Below are 16,522 nucleotides of genomic sequence, written 5' to 3' on the forward strand. Positions count from 1 at the left end.
TTCTTTTGCTATTCATACATACGGAATCGAACATGAAGAAAACCCTCCTGTCCGCTGTCGCCTTCGCTGCACTGTCCACCTCGGCCTTCGCGGCGGGCACCGGCACGATCAACTTCACGGGCGAGATCGTCGCCGGCGCATGCGGCATCGACTCGGGCTCGGTCGACCAGACCGTGCGTCTCGGCTTCGTGCCGACGAACGTGTTCAAGCAGGCTGGCGACAAGTCCACGCCGACCAACTTCGACATCAAGCTGACCGACTGCGACACCAGCATCGCGAAGAACGCGTTCTTCACGTTCACGGGCTCGTCGAACGCAACGCAGCCGAAGCTGATCGCGACCGTCGGCTCGGCGACCAACGTCGGCATCCGCCTGCAAGCCTCGTCGGGCGAATACCTCGACAACGGCGCCGAGCAGAAGGCGCCGGTCGTGCTGCAGAACGGCACGAACGTCGCGCGCTTCGCGGCCATGTACGAAGCGACGGCAGCCGGCGTGACGCCGGGCACCGCCGACGGCGTCGCGAACTTCACGGTCCGCTACCAGTAAGCCTGCGCCTCTCGGGGAAGGGTGCGCGCACCCTTCCTCGCGTCTTTTTTTCGTTTCCCGCCCTGTTCAGGAACCCCGGTAGCCTCTCGTGCGAATCAGACATTCCATCCTTTGCGTCTCCGTGCTGGCCGTCGGCAGCCAGAGCCATGCGACGGAATTCAATTCGTCGTTCCTGAGCATCGACGGCGCGAGCAACGTCGACCTGTCGCAGTTTTCGCAAGCCGATTTCACGCTGCCGGGCGAGTACCTGCTCGAGGTGCAGGTCAACGACGTGTTCTTCGGCCTGCAGACGATCGAGTTCGTCGCCGGGGACGCGTCGGGCGCGGGGCGGCCCTGCCTGCCGCCGGAGCTTGTCGCGCAGTTCGGCCTGAAGCCGTCGCTCGCGAAGGACCTGCCGCGCTTCCAGGGCGGCCGCTGCGTCGATCTCGCCGCGATCGAGGGCGTGACCGTGCGCTACCTGAAGGGCGACGGGCGCCTCAAGATCTCGATTCCGCAGGCGGCGCTCGAATACACCGACGCGTACTACCTGCCGCCCGAGCGCTGGACCGAGGGCATTCCGGGCGCGCTGCTCGACTACCGCGTGATCGCGAACACCAACCGCAACTTCGGCTCGGCGGGCAGCCAGACGAATTCGGTGCAGGCGTACGGGACGATCGGCGCGAACTGGGGCGCATGGCGCTTTCGCGGCGACTACCAGGCGCAATCGAACGCGGGCAATACGGTCTATGCGGACCGCACGTTCCGCTTCAGCCGGCTCTATGCGTTTCGCGCGCTGCCGTCGATCGAATCGACGGTGTCGTTCGGCGACGACTACCTGACCTCGGACATCTTCGACACGTTCGCGCTGACCGGCGCGACGATCCGCAGCGACGACCGCATGCTGCCGCCGTCGATGCGCGGCTATGCGCCGCTGATCTCGGGCGTCGCGCGCACCAACGCGACCGTGACGGTGTCGCAGCAGGGCCGCGTGCTGTACGTGACGCGCGTGTCGCCGGGCGCGTTCGCGCTGCAGAACATCAATACGAGCGTGCAGGGCACGCTCGACGTCGCGGTCGAGGAAGAGGACGGCTCGGTGCAGCGCTTCCAGGTGACGACCGCGTCGGTGCCGTTCCTCGCGCGCCAGGGGCAGCTGCGCTACAAGGCCGCGGTCGGCAAGCCGCGCCTGTTCGGCGGCGCCGGCATTACGCCGTTCTTCGGCTTCGCCGAGGCGGCGTACGGCCTGCCGTTCGACGTGACCGTGTACGGCGGCTTCATCGCCGCGTCCGGCTATACGTCGGTCGCATTCGGCGTCGGCCGCGACCTCGGCACGTTCGGCGCGGTGTCCGCCGACGTCACGCATGCGAGCGCGCGGCTGTGGTGGAACGGCGCGACGCGCAACGGCAACTCGTACCGCTTCAACTATTCGAAGCACTTCGATTCGCTCGACGCGGACGTGCGCTTCTTCGGCTACCGCTTCTCCGAGCGCGACTACACGAACTTCTCGCAGTTCTCGGGCGACCCGACCGCGTACGGCCTCGCGAACAGCAAGCAGCGCTATTCGGCGACGCTGTCGAAGCGCTTCGGCGAAACCTCGACCTATTTCTCGTACGACCAGACGACCTACTGGGCGCGGTCGTCCGACCAGCGCGTCGGCCTCACGCTGACGCGCGCGTTCTCGCTCGGCGCGCTGCGCCGCGTGAACGTCAGCCTGTCCGCGTTCCGCACGCTCGGCGCGGGCGGCAGCGGCAACCAGTTCTCGGTGACGGCGACGCTGCCGATCGGCGACCGCCAGACCGTCACGTCGAGCGTGACCACGGGCGGCGGCAGCACGAGCGCGAGCGCCGGCTACATCTACGACGATCCGGACGGCCGCACCTACCAGGTTTCCGCCGGCTCGACCGCGGGCCGCGCGTCGGCGAACGCGAGCTTCCGCCAGCGCACGTCGTCGTACCAGCTCACCGCGCAGGCGTCGACGGTCGCGAATTCGTACGCGGCCGCGTCGCTCGAAGTCGACGGCTCGCTGGTCGCGACGCAATACGGCGTCGCCGCGCACGCGAACGGCAACGCGGGCGACGCGCGCCTGCTGGTGTCGACCGACAGCGTGCCGGACGTACCGCTGTCCGGCTCGCTGTCGCGCACCAATGCGCGCGGCTACGCGGTGCTCGACAGCATCTCGCCGTACAACGTGTACGACGCGACGGTCAACGTCGAGAAGCTGCCGCTCGAAACCCAGGTGTCGAACCCGATCCAGCGGCTGGTGCTGACCGACGGCGCGATCGGCTTCGTCAAGTTCTCCGCCGCGCACGGCCGCAACCTGTACCTGACGCTGTCGGACACGAGCGGCCGGGCGCTGCCGTTCGGCGCGTCGGTGCAGGACCCGGCGAACGGCAAGGAGCTCGGCATCGTCGGCGAGGACGGCGCCGCGTACCTGACCCAGGTCCAGCCGAAATCGTCGCTGGTCGTGCGCGCGGGCGATCGCACGCTGTGCACGCTCGACGTGCTGCCGGACCAGCTCCAACTCGAAGGCACGCCGATTCCGGTGACGTGCCAGCCGCCCGGCGCGTCGCATGCGGCGACCGGCCGGACCGAACGATGACTCAACGGATTCTGCGATGAAACCTTATTCCTTTCTTTCCCTGCGGCGCGCGACCTGCGCGCTCGCGGCCTTCGGCACGCTGCTGGCGGGCGCCGCGCACGCGTCGATCGTGCCGGACCGCACGCGCGTGATCTTCAACGAAGGCGAGCAGGCGGCGATCGTGACGATCACGAACAAGAGCACGACCTATCCGTACCTCGTGCAATCGTGGATCGAGGACGCGAAGGGCAACCGCATCACGTCGCCGCTGATGGTCGTGCCGCCGCTGCAGCGCGTCGAGGCGAACGAGCGCAACGTGCTGCGGATCGCGAAGCTGCCGGGCACCGCGCTGCCGGCCGATCGCGAGACGGTGTTCTACCTGAACATCCGCGAGGTGCCGCCGAAGACCGACACGCCGAACGCGCTGCAGATCGCGCTGCACACGCAGATGAAGCTGTTCTACCGGCCGAAGGGCGTGCAGCCGTCGCGCGACGAGGACCCGACGCTGCCGATGACGCTGCGCGTCGACGCCGCCGCGCACAAGCTCGTGTTCGACAACCCGACGCCGTTTCATGTGACGGTGGTCGACGTGGCGGCGGGCGCGCAGAAGACGCCGGTGCTGCCCGATCCGGTGATGGTGAGCCCGATGGGCACCGCGGACGTGCCGTTCAAGGGCGCGGCGAGCGCGACGCTGTTCGTCACGCATATCGATGACTACGGCGGCCAGGTCGCGGTCGAATATGCGTGCGAGGCGGGCGTTTGCAAGAGCGTGAAGAAATGAGCGGGGGCGCGGGACAACGCGTGTCGCCGGTGGCGGCGTGGCTGCGCTGGGTCGTGCTCGCGGTGCTGGTCGCGGCGGTGCAGCCGGCGTGGGCGCTGCGCTGCCTGACCAACGGCGGCTCGCCGTCGCTCACCGAGCCGATCGGCGGCGTCGCATCGTATCCGACGGATGCGCCGGACGGGTACGTGATCTGGGTGTCGCCGCCGCGCACGACGTCAGGCTATTGCTACAAGGATCAGGACGGCGGGAAGAACCTGGAGGTCGTCGACCGCATCTATTTCTACGCGAATCCGGCTCACATGACGCCGGCGGCGTGGGGCCTCGAGATCGGCATCCGTTACGGGGGCGCCGATTACTTCAATGCAACCAGCAACCCCGGCGGCGGCGTACCCACCAAATTCTCGGTGCCGCCGTGCAGCCAATACGACTTCGACCGCGGACGCTGCGAGAAGACGAAGATAAGCATCGACTATCAAATCGTAGTGCGCAAGAAGGGTGCATGGGTGCAGCCGACGAACGACATTTATCCGGTATTCCAGTTCGACGGCGAGCTCGGCCTGAACGGCAAGGCGACGAGCTTCCGGTATCAGTTGAGCGGCATGCGCAACCTGAAGCCGACGCCGTGCCTCGTCGACGTGCTTGTCACGCCCGAGCCGGGCATCGTCAATTTCGGGCAGGTGCAGACGTCGGGCAGAGGGTTCCAGCCGGCCGTGCCGCGCAAGCGGTTTTCGCTGTCGCTGACCAAGAAATGCAGCATCCCGGTGCGGGTCGACGGCTACTTCGAAGCGACGAAGGGCAGCGTGCAGAACGGCTTGCTGGTGCCGGCGGCCGACAGCAACTTCGGCATCGGCATCGAAGACAGCCAGGGCAAGGCGATCGAGTTCAACAAGCAATTCGTGCTCACGCAGTTTCCGGCCAACCTCGCCAATCAGACCGTGATGCTCGACGCGGTGCTGAAGTCGTTCGGACCACCGAAGATCGGGCCGTTCAACGCGTCGGCGACGATCCGGATTTTCCTGTATTGAGCGTGAGGCGGTGTGCATGGGGATGCGCGCCGTTCGCACCGAATTCCATTGATGGCGTTTCGGGGGAGGGGGGATGCAATTGAAGCGCAGCGTCGTCGCGGCAGTGCTGGCCGCTTCGACGATGAACGCGGTTCACGCGCAGGCGGTATCGGCAGGCGGTTATTCATTGACCGTGTTCGGCGATCTGGGCGGGCCGCGAGACGGCCACAACTATGGAAGCGCAGTCAGCGCGGACGGCAAGACGATCGTCGGCACATACCAGAGCGAAACGTCCCCGGGCAACGTCGTCGCGTTTGCGTGGTCCGCCGCGACCGGCTGGCAGCGGCTGGCCGCGCCGGCAAACGCGTACGACTCTTATGCACAGACGGTGTCGGCCGACGGCCGGGTCGTCGGCGGCTCGATCAGCGCGCTCATGGCGGACGGCAACCTCGATCGATGGGCGGTGCGCTGGCCCGGCGACGGCCGTGCCCAGGAAATCGTTCCGCGTTCGGCGGGCCGGGGGAGTTCGGTCGATGCCGGGAACAGCGACGGCTCCAGGATGACTGGCCGCTTCACCACGCCCGACGGTCAGAACGCACGGTTCCTTTGGGACCAGCGCACCGGCTTCCGCGAGTTGCCGTCGGGAGGCAATTATGTCGTTCAGCTTCTGGCGATGAACCGGTCCGGCAACGCGGCGGCGGGATTCGCCGGCAATGTCGACGGCGTATATGGCTCGCGTGCCTTCCTTTGGACCGAAAAATCCGGCGACCGGTTATTGCCGACGAGCAGCACGGGCGAAATCAGGATGGATATGGCCTCGGGCGTGACCGAAGACGGCCGGACGATCGCCGGCAGCATCGGCACCTTGCTGTCCACGCCGGACGGACAGCGGGTCGATTCGGAAGCCGTGCGATGGACGAACGGCGGCGACGGCATTCAGCGGCTCGGGTTTCTCGAAGGCGACGACACCAGCAGCGCGTCGTCGATCAGCGCCGACGGGCGCGTCGTGATCGGCGAGTCGGGCAATAGCCGGCGCCGCGAGCCGTCGCGAGCCTACATCTGGACGCCGCAAAGCGGCATGCGCAGTCTCGCCGCGTTGCTCGAAGCCGCCGGCATTTCGGTCGGTACGCTGAAGCTGACCGGCGTGATCGGCGTCAGCCCCGATGGACAGACCATCACCGGGCAAGGCTATCGCGACGACGATCCTGACTGGCGGCCGCAGTTCTGGCAAGTGCACATCGATGCGGCGACGCTGCGGTCGCTGCCGCCGGCGAGTCCGGGTGCGGACGCGCCGCGGGTAGGGACGTCGCAGCCGAAGGTGGCGTCGCTCAAGTCGTCGTCGAAGCAACGAGCGCCGCTGCGCGGCAATGCGTGCGGCGCGGCCGCCGGCCGTGTGTGGCTTGCGCAGTGCCGGATGCCTTTGCAGGCAACACGTTGACCATTGATCGACGCGCATGATGAAGAAAGGCGCCGGCATGCCGGCGCCTTGTCGCATTCATCGCACCCAGCGGCACACCCGATGATGATGATGGTGATCGAAGCGGCATTCGCGATGCGGATGCGCTTCGGCGATGGCAGGCGCGAGCACGGCGATTGCAACGGCGGCAACGGTCAGGGTCTTCAGCAGCGTTTTCATGTTCGGGTCCTGTTGTTCGGAAGTTCAGCGCAAAAAAGTCGCGGAAAAGGGCGGGGCTACCATTGCGGACGCGGGTCGTCACGACGGTCATCATGCCGATCGTCGCGCCGCTCGTCCCGCCAGCCGGGATGCTGCGCTTCCCAATCGCGGCGCTCCCAGTAGCGGTGCCCGTCCCAGTAGCGATCGCCATGCCAGCCGAGCGTCACTTCTGCGGGAGCCGGGTACGCGACGCACCCGGTCAGCGCGACGCTCGACAGCACGCCGGCCATCACGGCGGATAACACGATCGTCTTCATGGCGTTCTCCTGTTGAAACGGCGAGCCGATCGTACGGGACCGCCGGATTTCGTGCGGTAAGAAGTTGCTACGGCAAATGACGCGCGCAATCGGACGCTTCCGCGCCCCGGGCTCAATCCCCGCCTTTATTCATACAAATCCGACCAATCCGAAGGGGTATTTAAGAATCGTATTGAGAATGATTTGCGTTTGCGTTAGATTTTGCTATCTCGAAATTGGACGGAGCGAATCGATGGCAATGGCGGAAGTGCTCGAACGACCGGTCACGGCAGCGGCGAACCCGTTCCGCGGCAGTCCATCCGATCGGCCGTCCAGGCCCGCGCCGCGGGCGCGCCGCGCGGCCAGGCCGAGCGCGCAGGGCGCGCTGCTCGACGTGCTGATCGCCCACCGAGCGATGCTCGTCAACGTCGCGCGCAGCTTCGTCGGCTGCGCGAGCCGGGCCGAGGACGTCGTGCACGACGTGTTCGTGAAGCTCGTCGATTTCCCGAACCAGGATGCGGTGCGCCAGCCGGTCGCGTACGTGACGCGGATGGTGCGCAACGCGTCGATCGACGCGTGCCGCCGCCAGAACCTCGAGAGCCTCTACCACGCGGACGAGGACGATGGCTTCGACGTGCCTTCGTCGGAGCCGACGCCCGAAGCGGCGCTGATGACGCGCGACACGCTGCGGCGCGTGTCGGCCGCGCTCGACGACCTGCCGGCGCGCAGCCGCGCGGCGTTCGAGATGGTGCGGCTGCGCGAGGAGACGCTGCAGAGCGCGGCGCGCGCGCTGAACGTGTCGCAGACGCTCGTGCATTTCATGATCCGCGACGCCGAGCGCCACTGCGCCGAATGCCTCGATGCGTGCCAGCGCGGCGTCGCGTGCCCCGTGTTCTGCGGCGGCCGCGCGCGGCGCCGGTAAAAAAGCGCGCCGCCCGATCGTCTATTCGACAGGGGCGGCCGGGCCGCTCCGCTTCCTTCAACCGCCTCCGGCGATTTCCGACCGACTTTCGACCATGACGCAAGCCACGACGCCTTCCGCCGACACCGACGACCTCGTCTACACGGTCGTCATCAACGACGAAGAACAGTATTCGATCTGGCCGACGTTCCGCGCCGTGCCGGCCGGCTGGCGCGAAGCGGGCGTGCGCGGCCCGAAGGCCGACTGTCTCGCGCACATCGAGACCGTCTGGACCGACATGCGGCCCGCGAGCCTGCGCCGCGCGATGGACGGCGAAACCGCGCGGCGCGCGTCGTGAGCAGCGCCGAGGGCCCATCTGAAGAGGACGTTGCATGACCCTGCTTTCATTGCCGACGCTCGACGACCTGCGGATCGAGCCGGGGCTGCCCACCGTCGTGTCGCCGAAGGGCGGGGACGGAATGTCGATCGACGCGCTCGCGCCGCTTGCGCGCGCGATCGCGGCCGACACGCTGGAGCGCGCGGGCGGCGTGCTGTTCACCGGGTTCCACGTGCCGTCGATCGACGCGTTCCAGCAGTTCGCGGCCGCGTTCGGCGATCCGCTGATCGGCTATGAATACGCGTCGACGCCGCGCAGCCAGGTCGAAGGCGCGGTGTATACGTCGACCGAATATCCGCCGCATCGCGCGATCCCGCTGCACAACGAGCAGTCGTACACGCGCGAATGGCCGATGCGGATCTGGTTCCACTGCGCGCTCGCGGCCCCGAGGGGTGGCGCGACGCCGATCGCCGACAGCCGCGCGGTGTATCGCGCGCTCGACCCGGCGCTCGTCGCGCGTTTCGAGCAGCGCGAGCTGCTGTACGTGCGCAATTTCGGCCAGGGGCTCGACCTGCCGTGGCAGCAGGCGTTCGGCACCGACGACGCGCGCGAGGTCGAGCGGATGTGCGCGGCGCGCGGCATCGACTGCGCGTGGCGCACCGACGACGACGGCGAGCCGCTCTTGCGCACTCGCGAGCGCTGCCAGGCGGTCGCGCGGCATCCGCGCACGGGCGACCGGGTCTGGTTCAACCAGGCGAACCTGTTCCATCTGTCCGCGCTCGACGAGGACATGCAGGAAGCGCTCGTCGACGCGGTCGGGCTCGACCAGGTACCGCGCAACGTCTACTACGGCGACGGCGCGCCGCTCGAAGCCGACGCGCTCGCCGAGATTCGCGCGGTGCTCGACCGGCAGCGGATCGTGTTCCCGTGGCAAACCGGCGACGTGCTGATGCTCGACAACATGCTGACCGCGCACGCGCGCGACCCGTTCGAAGGGCCGCGCAAGGTCGTCGTCGCGATGGCGCAGAGCTACACGGTCCCGCGCGACCGAACGGAGGACTGATGACGCGTAGTACCGCCGCGCTTGCCGCGCGGGGGCTGACGGTGGGTTATCGCGACCATGTCGTGATCGACGGTCTGGACCTGTCGATCACGGCCGGTCGCGTGACCGCGCTGTGCGGCCCGAACGGCTGCGGAAAAAGCACGCTGCTGCGCACGCTCGCGGGCCTGCAGCCTGCGCTGGCGGGCCACGTCGAAGTCAACGGCATGCCGCTGGCGTCGTTCCGGCGGCGCGCGCTTGCACGCGAGCTGACGATGCTCGCGCAGTTCAACCAGATTCCGTCCGGCCTGACCGTGCGCGAGCTCGTCGCGTACGGGCGCTATGCGTACGGCGGCTTCCTGCGCGGCTTGTCGCGCGCCGATCACGTCGCGATCGACGAAGCGCTCGAGACGAGCGGGCTCGCCGGCGACGCGGGCCGCGACGTCGGCGCGCTGTCCGGCGGCGAGCGGCAGCGCGCGTGGATCGCGATGGCGCTCGCGCAGCAGGCGCCGATCGTGCTGCTCGACGAGCCGACCACCTATCTCGACATCCATCACCAGCTCGACATCCTCGACGCGCTGCGCGCGCTGAACCGCGCGCGCGGGCTGACGATCGTGTGGGTGCTGCACGACCTGAACCAGGCCGCCGCGTACAGCGACGAGATCGTGCTGATGCGCGCGGGCCGCGTCGTCGCGCAGGGCAACCCCGACGCGATGCTCGACCCGGCGCGCCTGCGCGCGGCGTTCGGCGTCGAGATGCTGAAGCTCGCGCATCCGCAGACGGGCGCGCCGATGTGCGTGCCGGCGTACGGGCCGTCCGCCGCCGACGCATCGCCGCCGGCCGCCGTGTTCGACCGGGATTTCGCCACATGACGACATTCGCGATGCGCAGACGCCGCGCGGCAACCGCCGGCGGCAACGTGGCGCAGCGAAGCCGCGCCGGCGCGCTGGCGATCGGCATGCTGCTGCTGATCGCGTGCATTGCCGCGCTGCGCGCCGCGCCCGACCTGCGCGCGTGGTTGGGCGCGGCGCCCGGCAGCGACGCCGACGCGCTCGCGCGCGTGTTCCTGTTCGACCTGAACCTGCCGCGCGTCGCGGCCGCGCTCGTCGCGGGCGGCTGCCTCGGCATCGCCGGCGCGCTGTTCCAGTCGGCGACGCGCAATCCGCTCGCGTCGCCCGACCTGCTCGGCGTGACGGGCGGCGCGCAGCTCGGCCTGCTCGCGGCGATGCTCGTGCCGGCACTCGCGGGCGTCGCGTCGGTGCCGCTCCTGTTCGTCTGCGGGCTGGCCGCCGCCGCGTGCGCGATGCTCGCGGCGGGCGGCTGGCGCGCGACGCCGCTGCGGCTCGTGCTCGCGGGCAGCGTCTGCATGCTGCTGTTCGCCGCGCTGTCGACGCTGCTGCTCGCGTTCTTCGAGCAGAACATCGCGGGCGCCGCGCTGTGGGCGAACGGCAGCCTCTATCAACCGGGCGCAACCGGCCTGAAGCTCGCGGCGAGCTGGCTCGTGCTGCCGCTCGCCGCGCTGCCGTTCGTGATCCGGCCGCTCGATCCGCTCGCGCTCGGCGACGACGCGGCGGCCGCGGCCGGCGTGCGCGTCGATGCGGCGCGGCTCGCCGCGACGGTCGTCGCGGTCGCGTTCACGAGCGTCGCGGTCAGCATCGCGGGGCCGCTGTCGTACGTCGGCCTCGTCGCGCCGAACCTGCTGCGCCAGATCCGCGGCGCGCGCGCCGCGCGGCTCGCCGCGCTGGTGCCGCTGTCCGCGCTGGCGGGCGGCGCGCTCGTGCTCGTGACCGACAGCGCGGTGCTCGCGTCGGGCCTCGACACGACGCTGTCGACCGGCGTCGCGATCGCGCTCGTCGGCACGCCGCTGATGCTCGCGCTGATCCGCCGCGGCGCCGCGTGGTCCGGCGTGCTGCATGCGGGACCCGAGCGCGCGGCGCTCGGCCGCGCGACCCGCTTCGTCGGCTGGCTCGACGGCCTGCGCTGGCCGCGGCGCACCGCGCTGTTCGCGCTGACAGGCGCGCTCGTGCTGCTCGCGGGCACGTCGGCCGGCCCCGAATGGCTGACGCCCGCGCGCTGGCAGGCGGCGCTGTCGGGCGCCGACCCGGTCGCGCGGATGCTGATCGACCTGCGCCTGCCGCGGCTCCTGTGCGCGATGCTGGCCGGCGCGCTGCTCGCCGCGAGCGGCGTCGCGATGCAGAGCGTCGTGCGCAATCCGCTGGCGGGCCCGGAAGTGCTCGGCGTCACGCAGGGCGCGGCGCTCGTCACGCTGTTTGCGCTGACGCGCTGGCCGCTTGCCGGCCAAGGCATGCTGGCGGGCGCGGCGCTGCTCGGCGGCGGCGTGTCGCTTGCGATCACGCTCGGCCTGAACCACTGTCATCGCTACGCGCCGCTTGCGGTCGCGCTGACCGGGATCGTGATCGGCACGTTGTGGACGACGCTGTCGGAATGGCTGATCACGCAGGAAAGCGTGCAGCCCGCGCGCTTCGTCGTGTGGCTCGTCGGCGGCACCTATGGGCGCAGCTGGGGCGAGGTCGCGATGCTGCTGCCGTGGTGCGCGCTCGCGGTGCCGGTATTCGCGTGGCTCGCGCAGCCGCTCGACATGCTCGCGCTCGGCGACGACCAGGCGGCCGCGCTCGGCCTGCCGATCGCCGCGTTGCGGCCGCTCGCGCTCGTGATCGCGACGCTCGCCGCGTGCGCGGCGGTCGCGGCGGTCGGGCCGGTCGGCTTCATCGGGCTGATGGCGCCGCACGTCGCGACGATGCTCGGCGCGCGACGCCATCGCACGCGCCTGTGGCTCGCGGCCGCGTGCGGCGCGCTGATCCTCGGGCTCGCGGACGTCGCGGCCCGCACGGCCGTCGCGCCGCGCGAAGTGCCGGCCGGCGTGCTGACCGCGCTGATCGGCGCGCCGTACCTGCTCGGTCTGCTGATCGTCGAGGCGCGCCGCGCGCGGCGCGTGGGGCGATGACGCCGCCGGTTGTCGACGCGCGCGCGACGTGCTTCGCGTCGTTCGCGCCGCCCGCATTTGCGCCGTATCTCGACGCGGTGTGGCTCGGCATGCCCGAAGACGCGCGCGCATCGGGCGCGCGCATCGTGCCGGTGACCGCGCTGCCCGACCATCGCGACGCGCTGCTCGACGCGATGGTCCGTCACTACGGCGGCGATCCGGCCGTGCATGCGCGCGCGCTGCTGTCGCAATGGAGCAAGTACTACTTCGGCCGCGCGGCGCCCGCGGGCGTCGTCGCCGCGCTGCTGCTCGGCCGGCCGCTCGACATGGCTCCGGAATGCACGTTCGTCGTGCTCGACGACGGGATGCCCGCGGGGCTGGTCTTCGCGCAGGACGCGCTCGGCGAGCCCTGCGACGATCCGGCGCCGCGCTACGCGGGGCTCGTCGCGCATCTCGGCGCGGTGATCGACCTGCTGGCCGAGATGGGCCGCGTTACGCCGCGCGTGCTGTGGAGCAACGCGGGCAATCTGCTCGACTACCTGCTCGATGCCTGTCGCGCGCAGCCGTGCGTGGCCGACCCCGTGCGCGACGCCGCGTGGCTGTTCGGGTCGGCGTGCGTCGACGGCGAAGCCAATCCGCTGCGCATGCCGGTGCGCGACGCCGTGCCGCGCTCGCCGCTGCTGCCGACGCCGTTCCGCGCGCGCCGCGTGTGCTGCCTGCGCTACGAAATCCCTGGAGAAACGCAACTGTGTGGAAGCTGCCCCTTGCTACTGACGATGGACGACGCGGCGCTGGCCGGGCAGGACGCGATTCGCTGACGGCGCCTGGCCGGCGGCGGGCGCTTGCACAGCTCGCCGCGCTCGGCGCGGGCTGGCCGCTGGCCGCGCAGGCCGCCGCCGGCGATGCCGCGCGCGGGCCAAGCGGCGGCATGCCGGCCGGCGTGTCGCTGACCGGCAATCCGGTCGTCTCGCAGGCGAGCGCGGCGATGCCGGTGCGGCCGCAGCGCGTCGTCGCGCTCGAATTCATGTTCGCCGAAACCCTCGCGGCGCTCGACATCACGCCGGCCGGGATGGTCGACACCGCGTTCTATCCGGGCTGGCTCGGCTACGACAACGCGCGCTTCGCGCACGTGACGGACGTCGGCTCGCGGCAGGAGCCGGGGCTCGAGGCGATCGCGGCGGTCAAGCCCGACCTGATCATCGGCGTCGGCTTCCGGCATGCGCCGATTTTCGCGGCGCTCGACCGGATCGCACCGACGATCCTGTTCCAGTTCAGCCCGAACGTGAACGAAGGCGGCGTGCCCGTGACCCAGCTCGACTGGACCCGGCAGATCTTCCGCACGATCGGCGCGGTGACGGGGCGCAGCGCGCGCGCGCAGGCGGTCGAAGCGCAGCTCGACGCGGGCCTCGCGCGCAACGCGAAACGGCTCGCGGCGGCCGGAAGGCAGCACGAACGCGTCGCGCTGCTGCAGGATCTCGGGCTGCCCGACCGCTACTGGGCGTATACGGGCAACAGCACGGCGGCCGGACTCGCGCGCGCGCTCGGCCTCGATCTGTGGCCGAAGAAGCCGACCCGCGAGGGCACGCGCTACGTGACGTCGGCGGACCTGCTGACGCAGCGCGACCTGGCGGTGCTGTTCGTGACCGCGACCGGCATGGACGTGCCGCTCGACGCGAAACTCGATTCGCCGGTCTGGCAATACGTGCCCGCGCGCAAGGCAAACCGGATCGCTTTGATCGAACGCAACATCTGGGGCTTCGGCGGCCCGATGTCGGCGCTGAAGCTGGCCGACGTGATGACCGATACGCTGCTGGCGTTGCCGCCGGTGCGCTGACGCGAGGCCGCGCGTCACGGCGATGCATTCGCCCCTCGCACTGTCGCCACGCGTGCGGACGCTCGGGAGACGGAGGGCCGGCTACGCCCGATACGGCCGCTCGGCCAGGATTTCCACCAGACGCAGAAGATAACCGTCGGGGTCCTGTACCAGCATCTCGATCTGGCCGTGCTCCAGATCGTCCTGGCGATACCAGGATGTCCGCGGCTCGGCGAACAGCGCGATGCCCGCGTCGCGCAAGCGGTGGTGAATGGGTTCGATCGAGTCGACCTCGATCTGCAGATTGATGCCTTGCCCACGCGGGAACTGCATCGGGCCGGTCAGCCAGCTCTCCGGATGCTGTTGCTCGAGCATCAGCTGGGCGTGCCCGAGGTCGAGATAGGCAAAGCGATCCTCGGGACGCTCGAAGCGAACCCGGAAGCCAAGCAGGTCACGATAGAACGTCATGCTTCGGACGAGGTCCGTGCAGATCAGTTCCGGAACGAGAGCGGCCCATTCCATTGCGGGTCTCCTTGATTGCTGCAGTGAGCCGCGTCGCGCGCAGCGGAAGATTCAGCGCAGGCCGTCGCGGCCTCGACGAAGTGCCGCCCATCATACCCGGCCATGCCCCGGCCTTCGCATGCGTCCTGCGCGCCGCGCCGGCCCATGGGCCCGGTCACGTCGAGCCGGGCTCGCCGGTGCAGCGGCAAGCCGCCGCGCCGGCGCCCGCCCGTCACGCATTCACCGCATCGACCCGCTGCCGGGCCGGCGTCGTATCGCTGACGATCCGTCCGTTGTCGAGCTTCAGCACGCGGTCGGCCAGATCGAAGTAGCGGTCGTCGTGCGTGATCACGACCACCGCCTTGCCGCGCGCGCGCAGCTCGGGCAGCAGCTGTTCGTAGAACACCGCCTTGAACGTCGGGTCCTGGTCGGCGGCCCATTCGTCGAACAGGTAGAACGGCCGGTCTTCGAGATACGCGACGACGAGCGCGAGCCGCTTGCGCTGCCCGGTCGACAGCGCGCGGGTCGAGAACGCGCCGTCGACGACCTTCACCTTGTGGTCGAGCGCGAGCTTCGCGACCAGCGCGTTCGCGCGCGCGTCGGCCTGCGCGCGCGCCGGATCGTCCGGGTCGACGATGCCGAGCAGCGCGTCGAACAGGTGGAAATCGTTGAACACCGCGCTGAAGCGCTGCCGGTACGCGGCGCGCTCGCGCCAGCCGACCGGCCGGCCGTCGACCTCGATCGCGCCTTCCTCGGGCTCGTAGAGGCCGGTGAGCACCTTCGCGAGCGTGGTCTTGCCGCTGCCGTTGCCGCCGACGATGAACACGAGCTCGCCGGGCGTCAGCGTCAGGTCGATCGGCCCGATGCGGAACATCCGCTCGTCGCGCTCGTGGAAATAGGAATGCGTGACGCCGCGCAGCGTGACCGCGCCGGCGGGCGCGACGTGCTGCACGTCGCTCGCGGGCGGCGCGGTGCGCAGCGCGCCGAATTCGGCCATCACGTCCTCGATGCGCGCGAGCGACACGCGCGCCGCGTTGACGGTCGGCAGGTTGTTCAGCAGGCCGTCGAGCGGCACCAGCATGAACAGGAACACGACGACGTAGCCGGCCGTCGCGCCCGGGTCCGCGTGCGCGCCGAGCTGCGGCCAGAACGCGGCCGCGCCGAGGAACGCATAGAACAGGAAGATGATCCAGCCGACGCCGACCGCATACGCGCTGAACGCGCGGCGGCGGTGGTCGCGCACCTCGCCGATCGCCGCGCCGAGCTGGCCGTCGACGAACTGGCGCGCGCGCGCGTCGTGCAGCTTCAGCTCCTTCGCGCCGGAGAACAGCGCGCCGAGATAGCCGAACAGCTTGTCCTGCGCGCGGCCGGCCGCTTCGAGCGACGCGATCGCGCGGCGGTCGCCGGTGTGATAGCCGAGCGAGCCCGCGACGATCGCCGTGAGCGCGAGCACGCACACGGGCCACGACAGCCACGCGAGATAGCCGAGGCAGCCGAACACGATCGAGCCGTGCATCACGAGGTTCGGCAGCGCGAAGAACAGCATCGACACGTTGGTCGCGTCGTCGGTCAGCACCGACTGCACGGGCGCCGCGCCGATGCGCTCGACGTCGCGCAGCTCGGCCGCGCCGACGCGGCGCGCGAGATGCGCGCGCAGCCGCGCCATCGTGTCCTGCGACAGCCGCGCGAACAGCACGCCCGACACGATCCGCGTGACGAGCGCGATCACCGCGCACAGCGCGAAGCGCCACGCGAGCGCGGCGTCGGCCGCGACCGGCTGCGCGAGCGCGCGGTTCAGCGTCGCGACGAGCAGCACGCTCGCGATGCCGTTCAGCACGCAGGCGACGAGCGCGAGCGCGAGCGCGGCGCGGCTTTCGCGCAGCAGCGCGAGGATCAGGCGCGTCGCCGGGCGCGCGGGCGGCGCGGCGTCGGCGGCAGGCGGGCGGGAGGGCGGCGGAGAGGGCTCGTGGGCGGCGGTCATCGGCAACGTCAATTAAGTGAGAACGAACAGCGGGGAACGGACAACGGAGAACGAATGGCGCGCGGTGCGCCTCCTGTCGAATAGACGAATGGGCCGCCGAAATATTTAGTCATCGGCGGATTGCGCGCAAAACGGTAAAAAACCGGCCGCGCCGTTCGTCACACCAGTGAAGCCGCCCAGCGCGGCGCCGTGAGTTGGCCGTAGCGGCCGG

General features: G+C 70.0%; 16 protein-coding genes. 12 read left to right on the plus strand and 4 right to left on the minus strand.

The features are described from left to right. Nucleotides 1–32 precede the first annotated feature (32 nt). From ACFIMZ_RS08765 to ACFIMZ_RS08785, 5 genes are all read left to right on the plus strand, one after another. Nucleotides 33–545: a fimbrial protein gene (locus ACFIMZ_RS08765; protein WP_431822274.1), complete on the plus strand. Its 513-nt coding sequence runs from the start codon at nucleotides 33–35 to the stop codon at nucleotides 543–545. Between the two features lie 121 nt (nucleotides 546–666). Further along, nucleotides 667–3,120: a fimbria/pilus outer membrane usher protein gene (locus tag ACFIMZ_RS08770; RefSeq protein WP_431822456.1), complete on the plus strand. Its 2,454-nt coding sequence runs from the start codon at nucleotides 667–669 to the stop codon at nucleotides 3,118–3,120. A gap of 16 nt (nucleotides 3,121–3,136) precedes the next feature. Further along, on the plus strand, nucleotides 3,137–3,880 hold the full coding sequence (locus tag ACFIMZ_RS08775; protein WP_431822275.1) for a fimbrial biogenesis chaperone: 744 nt from the start codon (nucleotides 3,137–3,139) through the stop codon (nucleotides 3,878–3,880). After that, a complete protein-coding gene (locus tag ACFIMZ_RS08780; protein ID WP_431822276.1) occupies nucleotides 3,877–4,905 on the plus strand; it encodes a fimbrial protein in 1,029 nt (342 codons plus the stop codon). Before ACFIMZ_RS08775 ends, ACFIMZ_RS08780 begins: the two co-directional genes overlap by 4 nt. Nucleotides 4,906–4,978: 73 nt before the next feature. Continuing rightward, entirely contained in the window at nucleotides 4,979–6,322 is a 1,344-nt protein-coding gene (locus ACFIMZ_RS08785; RefSeq protein WP_431822277.1) for a calcium-binding protein, read from the plus strand. A gap of 57 nt (nucleotides 6,323–6,379) precedes the next feature. Here ACFIMZ_RS08785 and ACFIMZ_RS08790 read toward each other — a convergent pair whose 3' ends face one another. Both ACFIMZ_RS08790 and ACFIMZ_RS08795 read right to left on the minus strand, forming a co-directional pair. After that, entirely contained in the window at nucleotides 6,380–6,520 is a 141-nt protein-coding gene (locus tag ACFIMZ_RS08790; RefSeq protein WP_431822278.1) for an HHHH-motif protein, read from the minus strand. A gap of 56 nt (nucleotides 6,521–6,576) precedes the next feature. Beyond that, the gene (locus ACFIMZ_RS08795; protein WP_431822279.1) at nucleotides 6,577–6,816 is read right to left on the minus strand and encodes a hypothetical protein; all 240 of its coding nucleotides are present in this window, start codon (nucleotides 6,814–6,816) and stop codon (nucleotides 6,577–6,579) included. 232 nt (nucleotides 6,817–7,048) lie between these two features. On the opposite strand from ACFIMZ_RS08795, the gene ACFIMZ_RS08800 reads away from it, so the two are divergent. From ACFIMZ_RS08800 to ACFIMZ_RS08830, 7 genes are all read left to right on the plus strand, one after another. Beyond that, a complete protein-coding gene (locus ACFIMZ_RS08800; RefSeq protein ID WP_431822280.1) occupies nucleotides 7,049–7,717 on the plus strand; it encodes an RNA polymerase factor sigma-70 in 669 nt (222 codons plus the stop codon). A gap of 94 nt (nucleotides 7,718–7,811) precedes the next feature. Further along, nucleotides 7,812–8,054, plus strand: coding sequence for an MbtH family protein (locus ACFIMZ_RS08805; protein WP_076481100.1), 243 nt, complete (start codon nucleotides 7,812–7,814; stop codon nucleotides 8,052–8,054). A gap of 34 nt (nucleotides 8,055–8,088) precedes the next feature. Next, nucleotides 8,089–9,096, plus strand: a complete 1,008-nt coding sequence (locus ACFIMZ_RS08810; protein WP_431822281.1) for a TauD/TfdA family dioxygenase — start codon at nucleotides 8,089–8,091, stop codon at nucleotides 9,094–9,096. Further along, the gene (locus ACFIMZ_RS08815) at nucleotides 9,096–9,944 is read left to right on the plus strand and encodes an ABC transporter ATP-binding protein (RefSeq protein ID WP_431822282.1); all 849 of its coding nucleotides are present in this window, start codon (nucleotides 9,096–9,098) and stop codon (nucleotides 9,942–9,944) included. Before ACFIMZ_RS08810 ends, ACFIMZ_RS08815 begins: the two co-directional genes overlap by 1 nt. After that, complete coding sequence (fhuB, locus tag ACFIMZ_RS08820; RefSeq protein WP_431822283.1) at nucleotides 9,941–12,037, plus strand: Fe(3+)-hydroxamate ABC transporter permease FhuB; 2,097 nt, start codon at nucleotides 9,941–9,943, stop codon at nucleotides 12,035–12,037. The genes ACFIMZ_RS08815 and fhuB overlap by 4 nt, the downstream gene beginning before the upstream one ends. Next, the gene (gene fhuF / locus ACFIMZ_RS08825) at nucleotides 12,034–12,834 is read left to right on the plus strand and encodes a siderophore-iron reductase FhuF (protein WP_431822284.1); all 801 of its coding nucleotides are present in this window, start codon (nucleotides 12,034–12,036) and stop codon (nucleotides 12,832–12,834) included. Before fhuB ends, fhuF begins: the two co-directional genes overlap by 4 nt. Further along, the gene (locus tag ACFIMZ_RS08830) at nucleotides 12,831–13,850 is read left to right on the plus strand and encodes an ABC transporter substrate-binding protein (protein ID WP_431822457.1); all 1,020 of its coding nucleotides are present in this window, start codon (nucleotides 12,831–12,833) and stop codon (nucleotides 13,848–13,850) included. The genes fhuF and ACFIMZ_RS08830 overlap by 4 nt, the downstream gene beginning before the upstream one ends. 81 nt (nucleotides 13,851–13,931) lie before the next feature. Here the strand turns inward: ACFIMZ_RS08830 and ACFIMZ_RS08835 are convergent, their stop codons facing one another. Both ACFIMZ_RS08835 and ACFIMZ_RS08840 read right to left on the minus strand, forming a co-directional pair. Then, nucleotides 13,932–14,351 carry a bleomycin resistance protein gene (locus ACFIMZ_RS08835; RefSeq protein WP_431822285.1) on the minus strand — a complete coding sequence of 140 codons (420 nt, stop codon included), beginning with the start codon at nucleotides 14,349–14,351 and terminating at the stop codon, nucleotides 13,932–13,934. A 211-nt stretch (nucleotides 14,352–14,562) separates the two neighbouring features. Beyond that, on the minus strand, nucleotides 14,563–16,311 hold the full coding sequence (locus ACFIMZ_RS08840) for a cyclic peptide export ABC transporter (RefSeq protein WP_431822286.1): 1,749 nt from the start codon (nucleotides 16,309–16,311) through the stop codon (nucleotides 14,563–14,565). Between the last annotated feature and the right edge of the window lie 211 nt (nucleotides 16,312–16,522).

Source organism: Burkholderia sp. F1 (assembly GCF_050813845.1).
GTDB lineage: Bacteria > Pseudomonadota > Gammaproteobacteria > Burkholderiales > Burkholderiaceae > Burkholderia > Burkholderia ubonensis.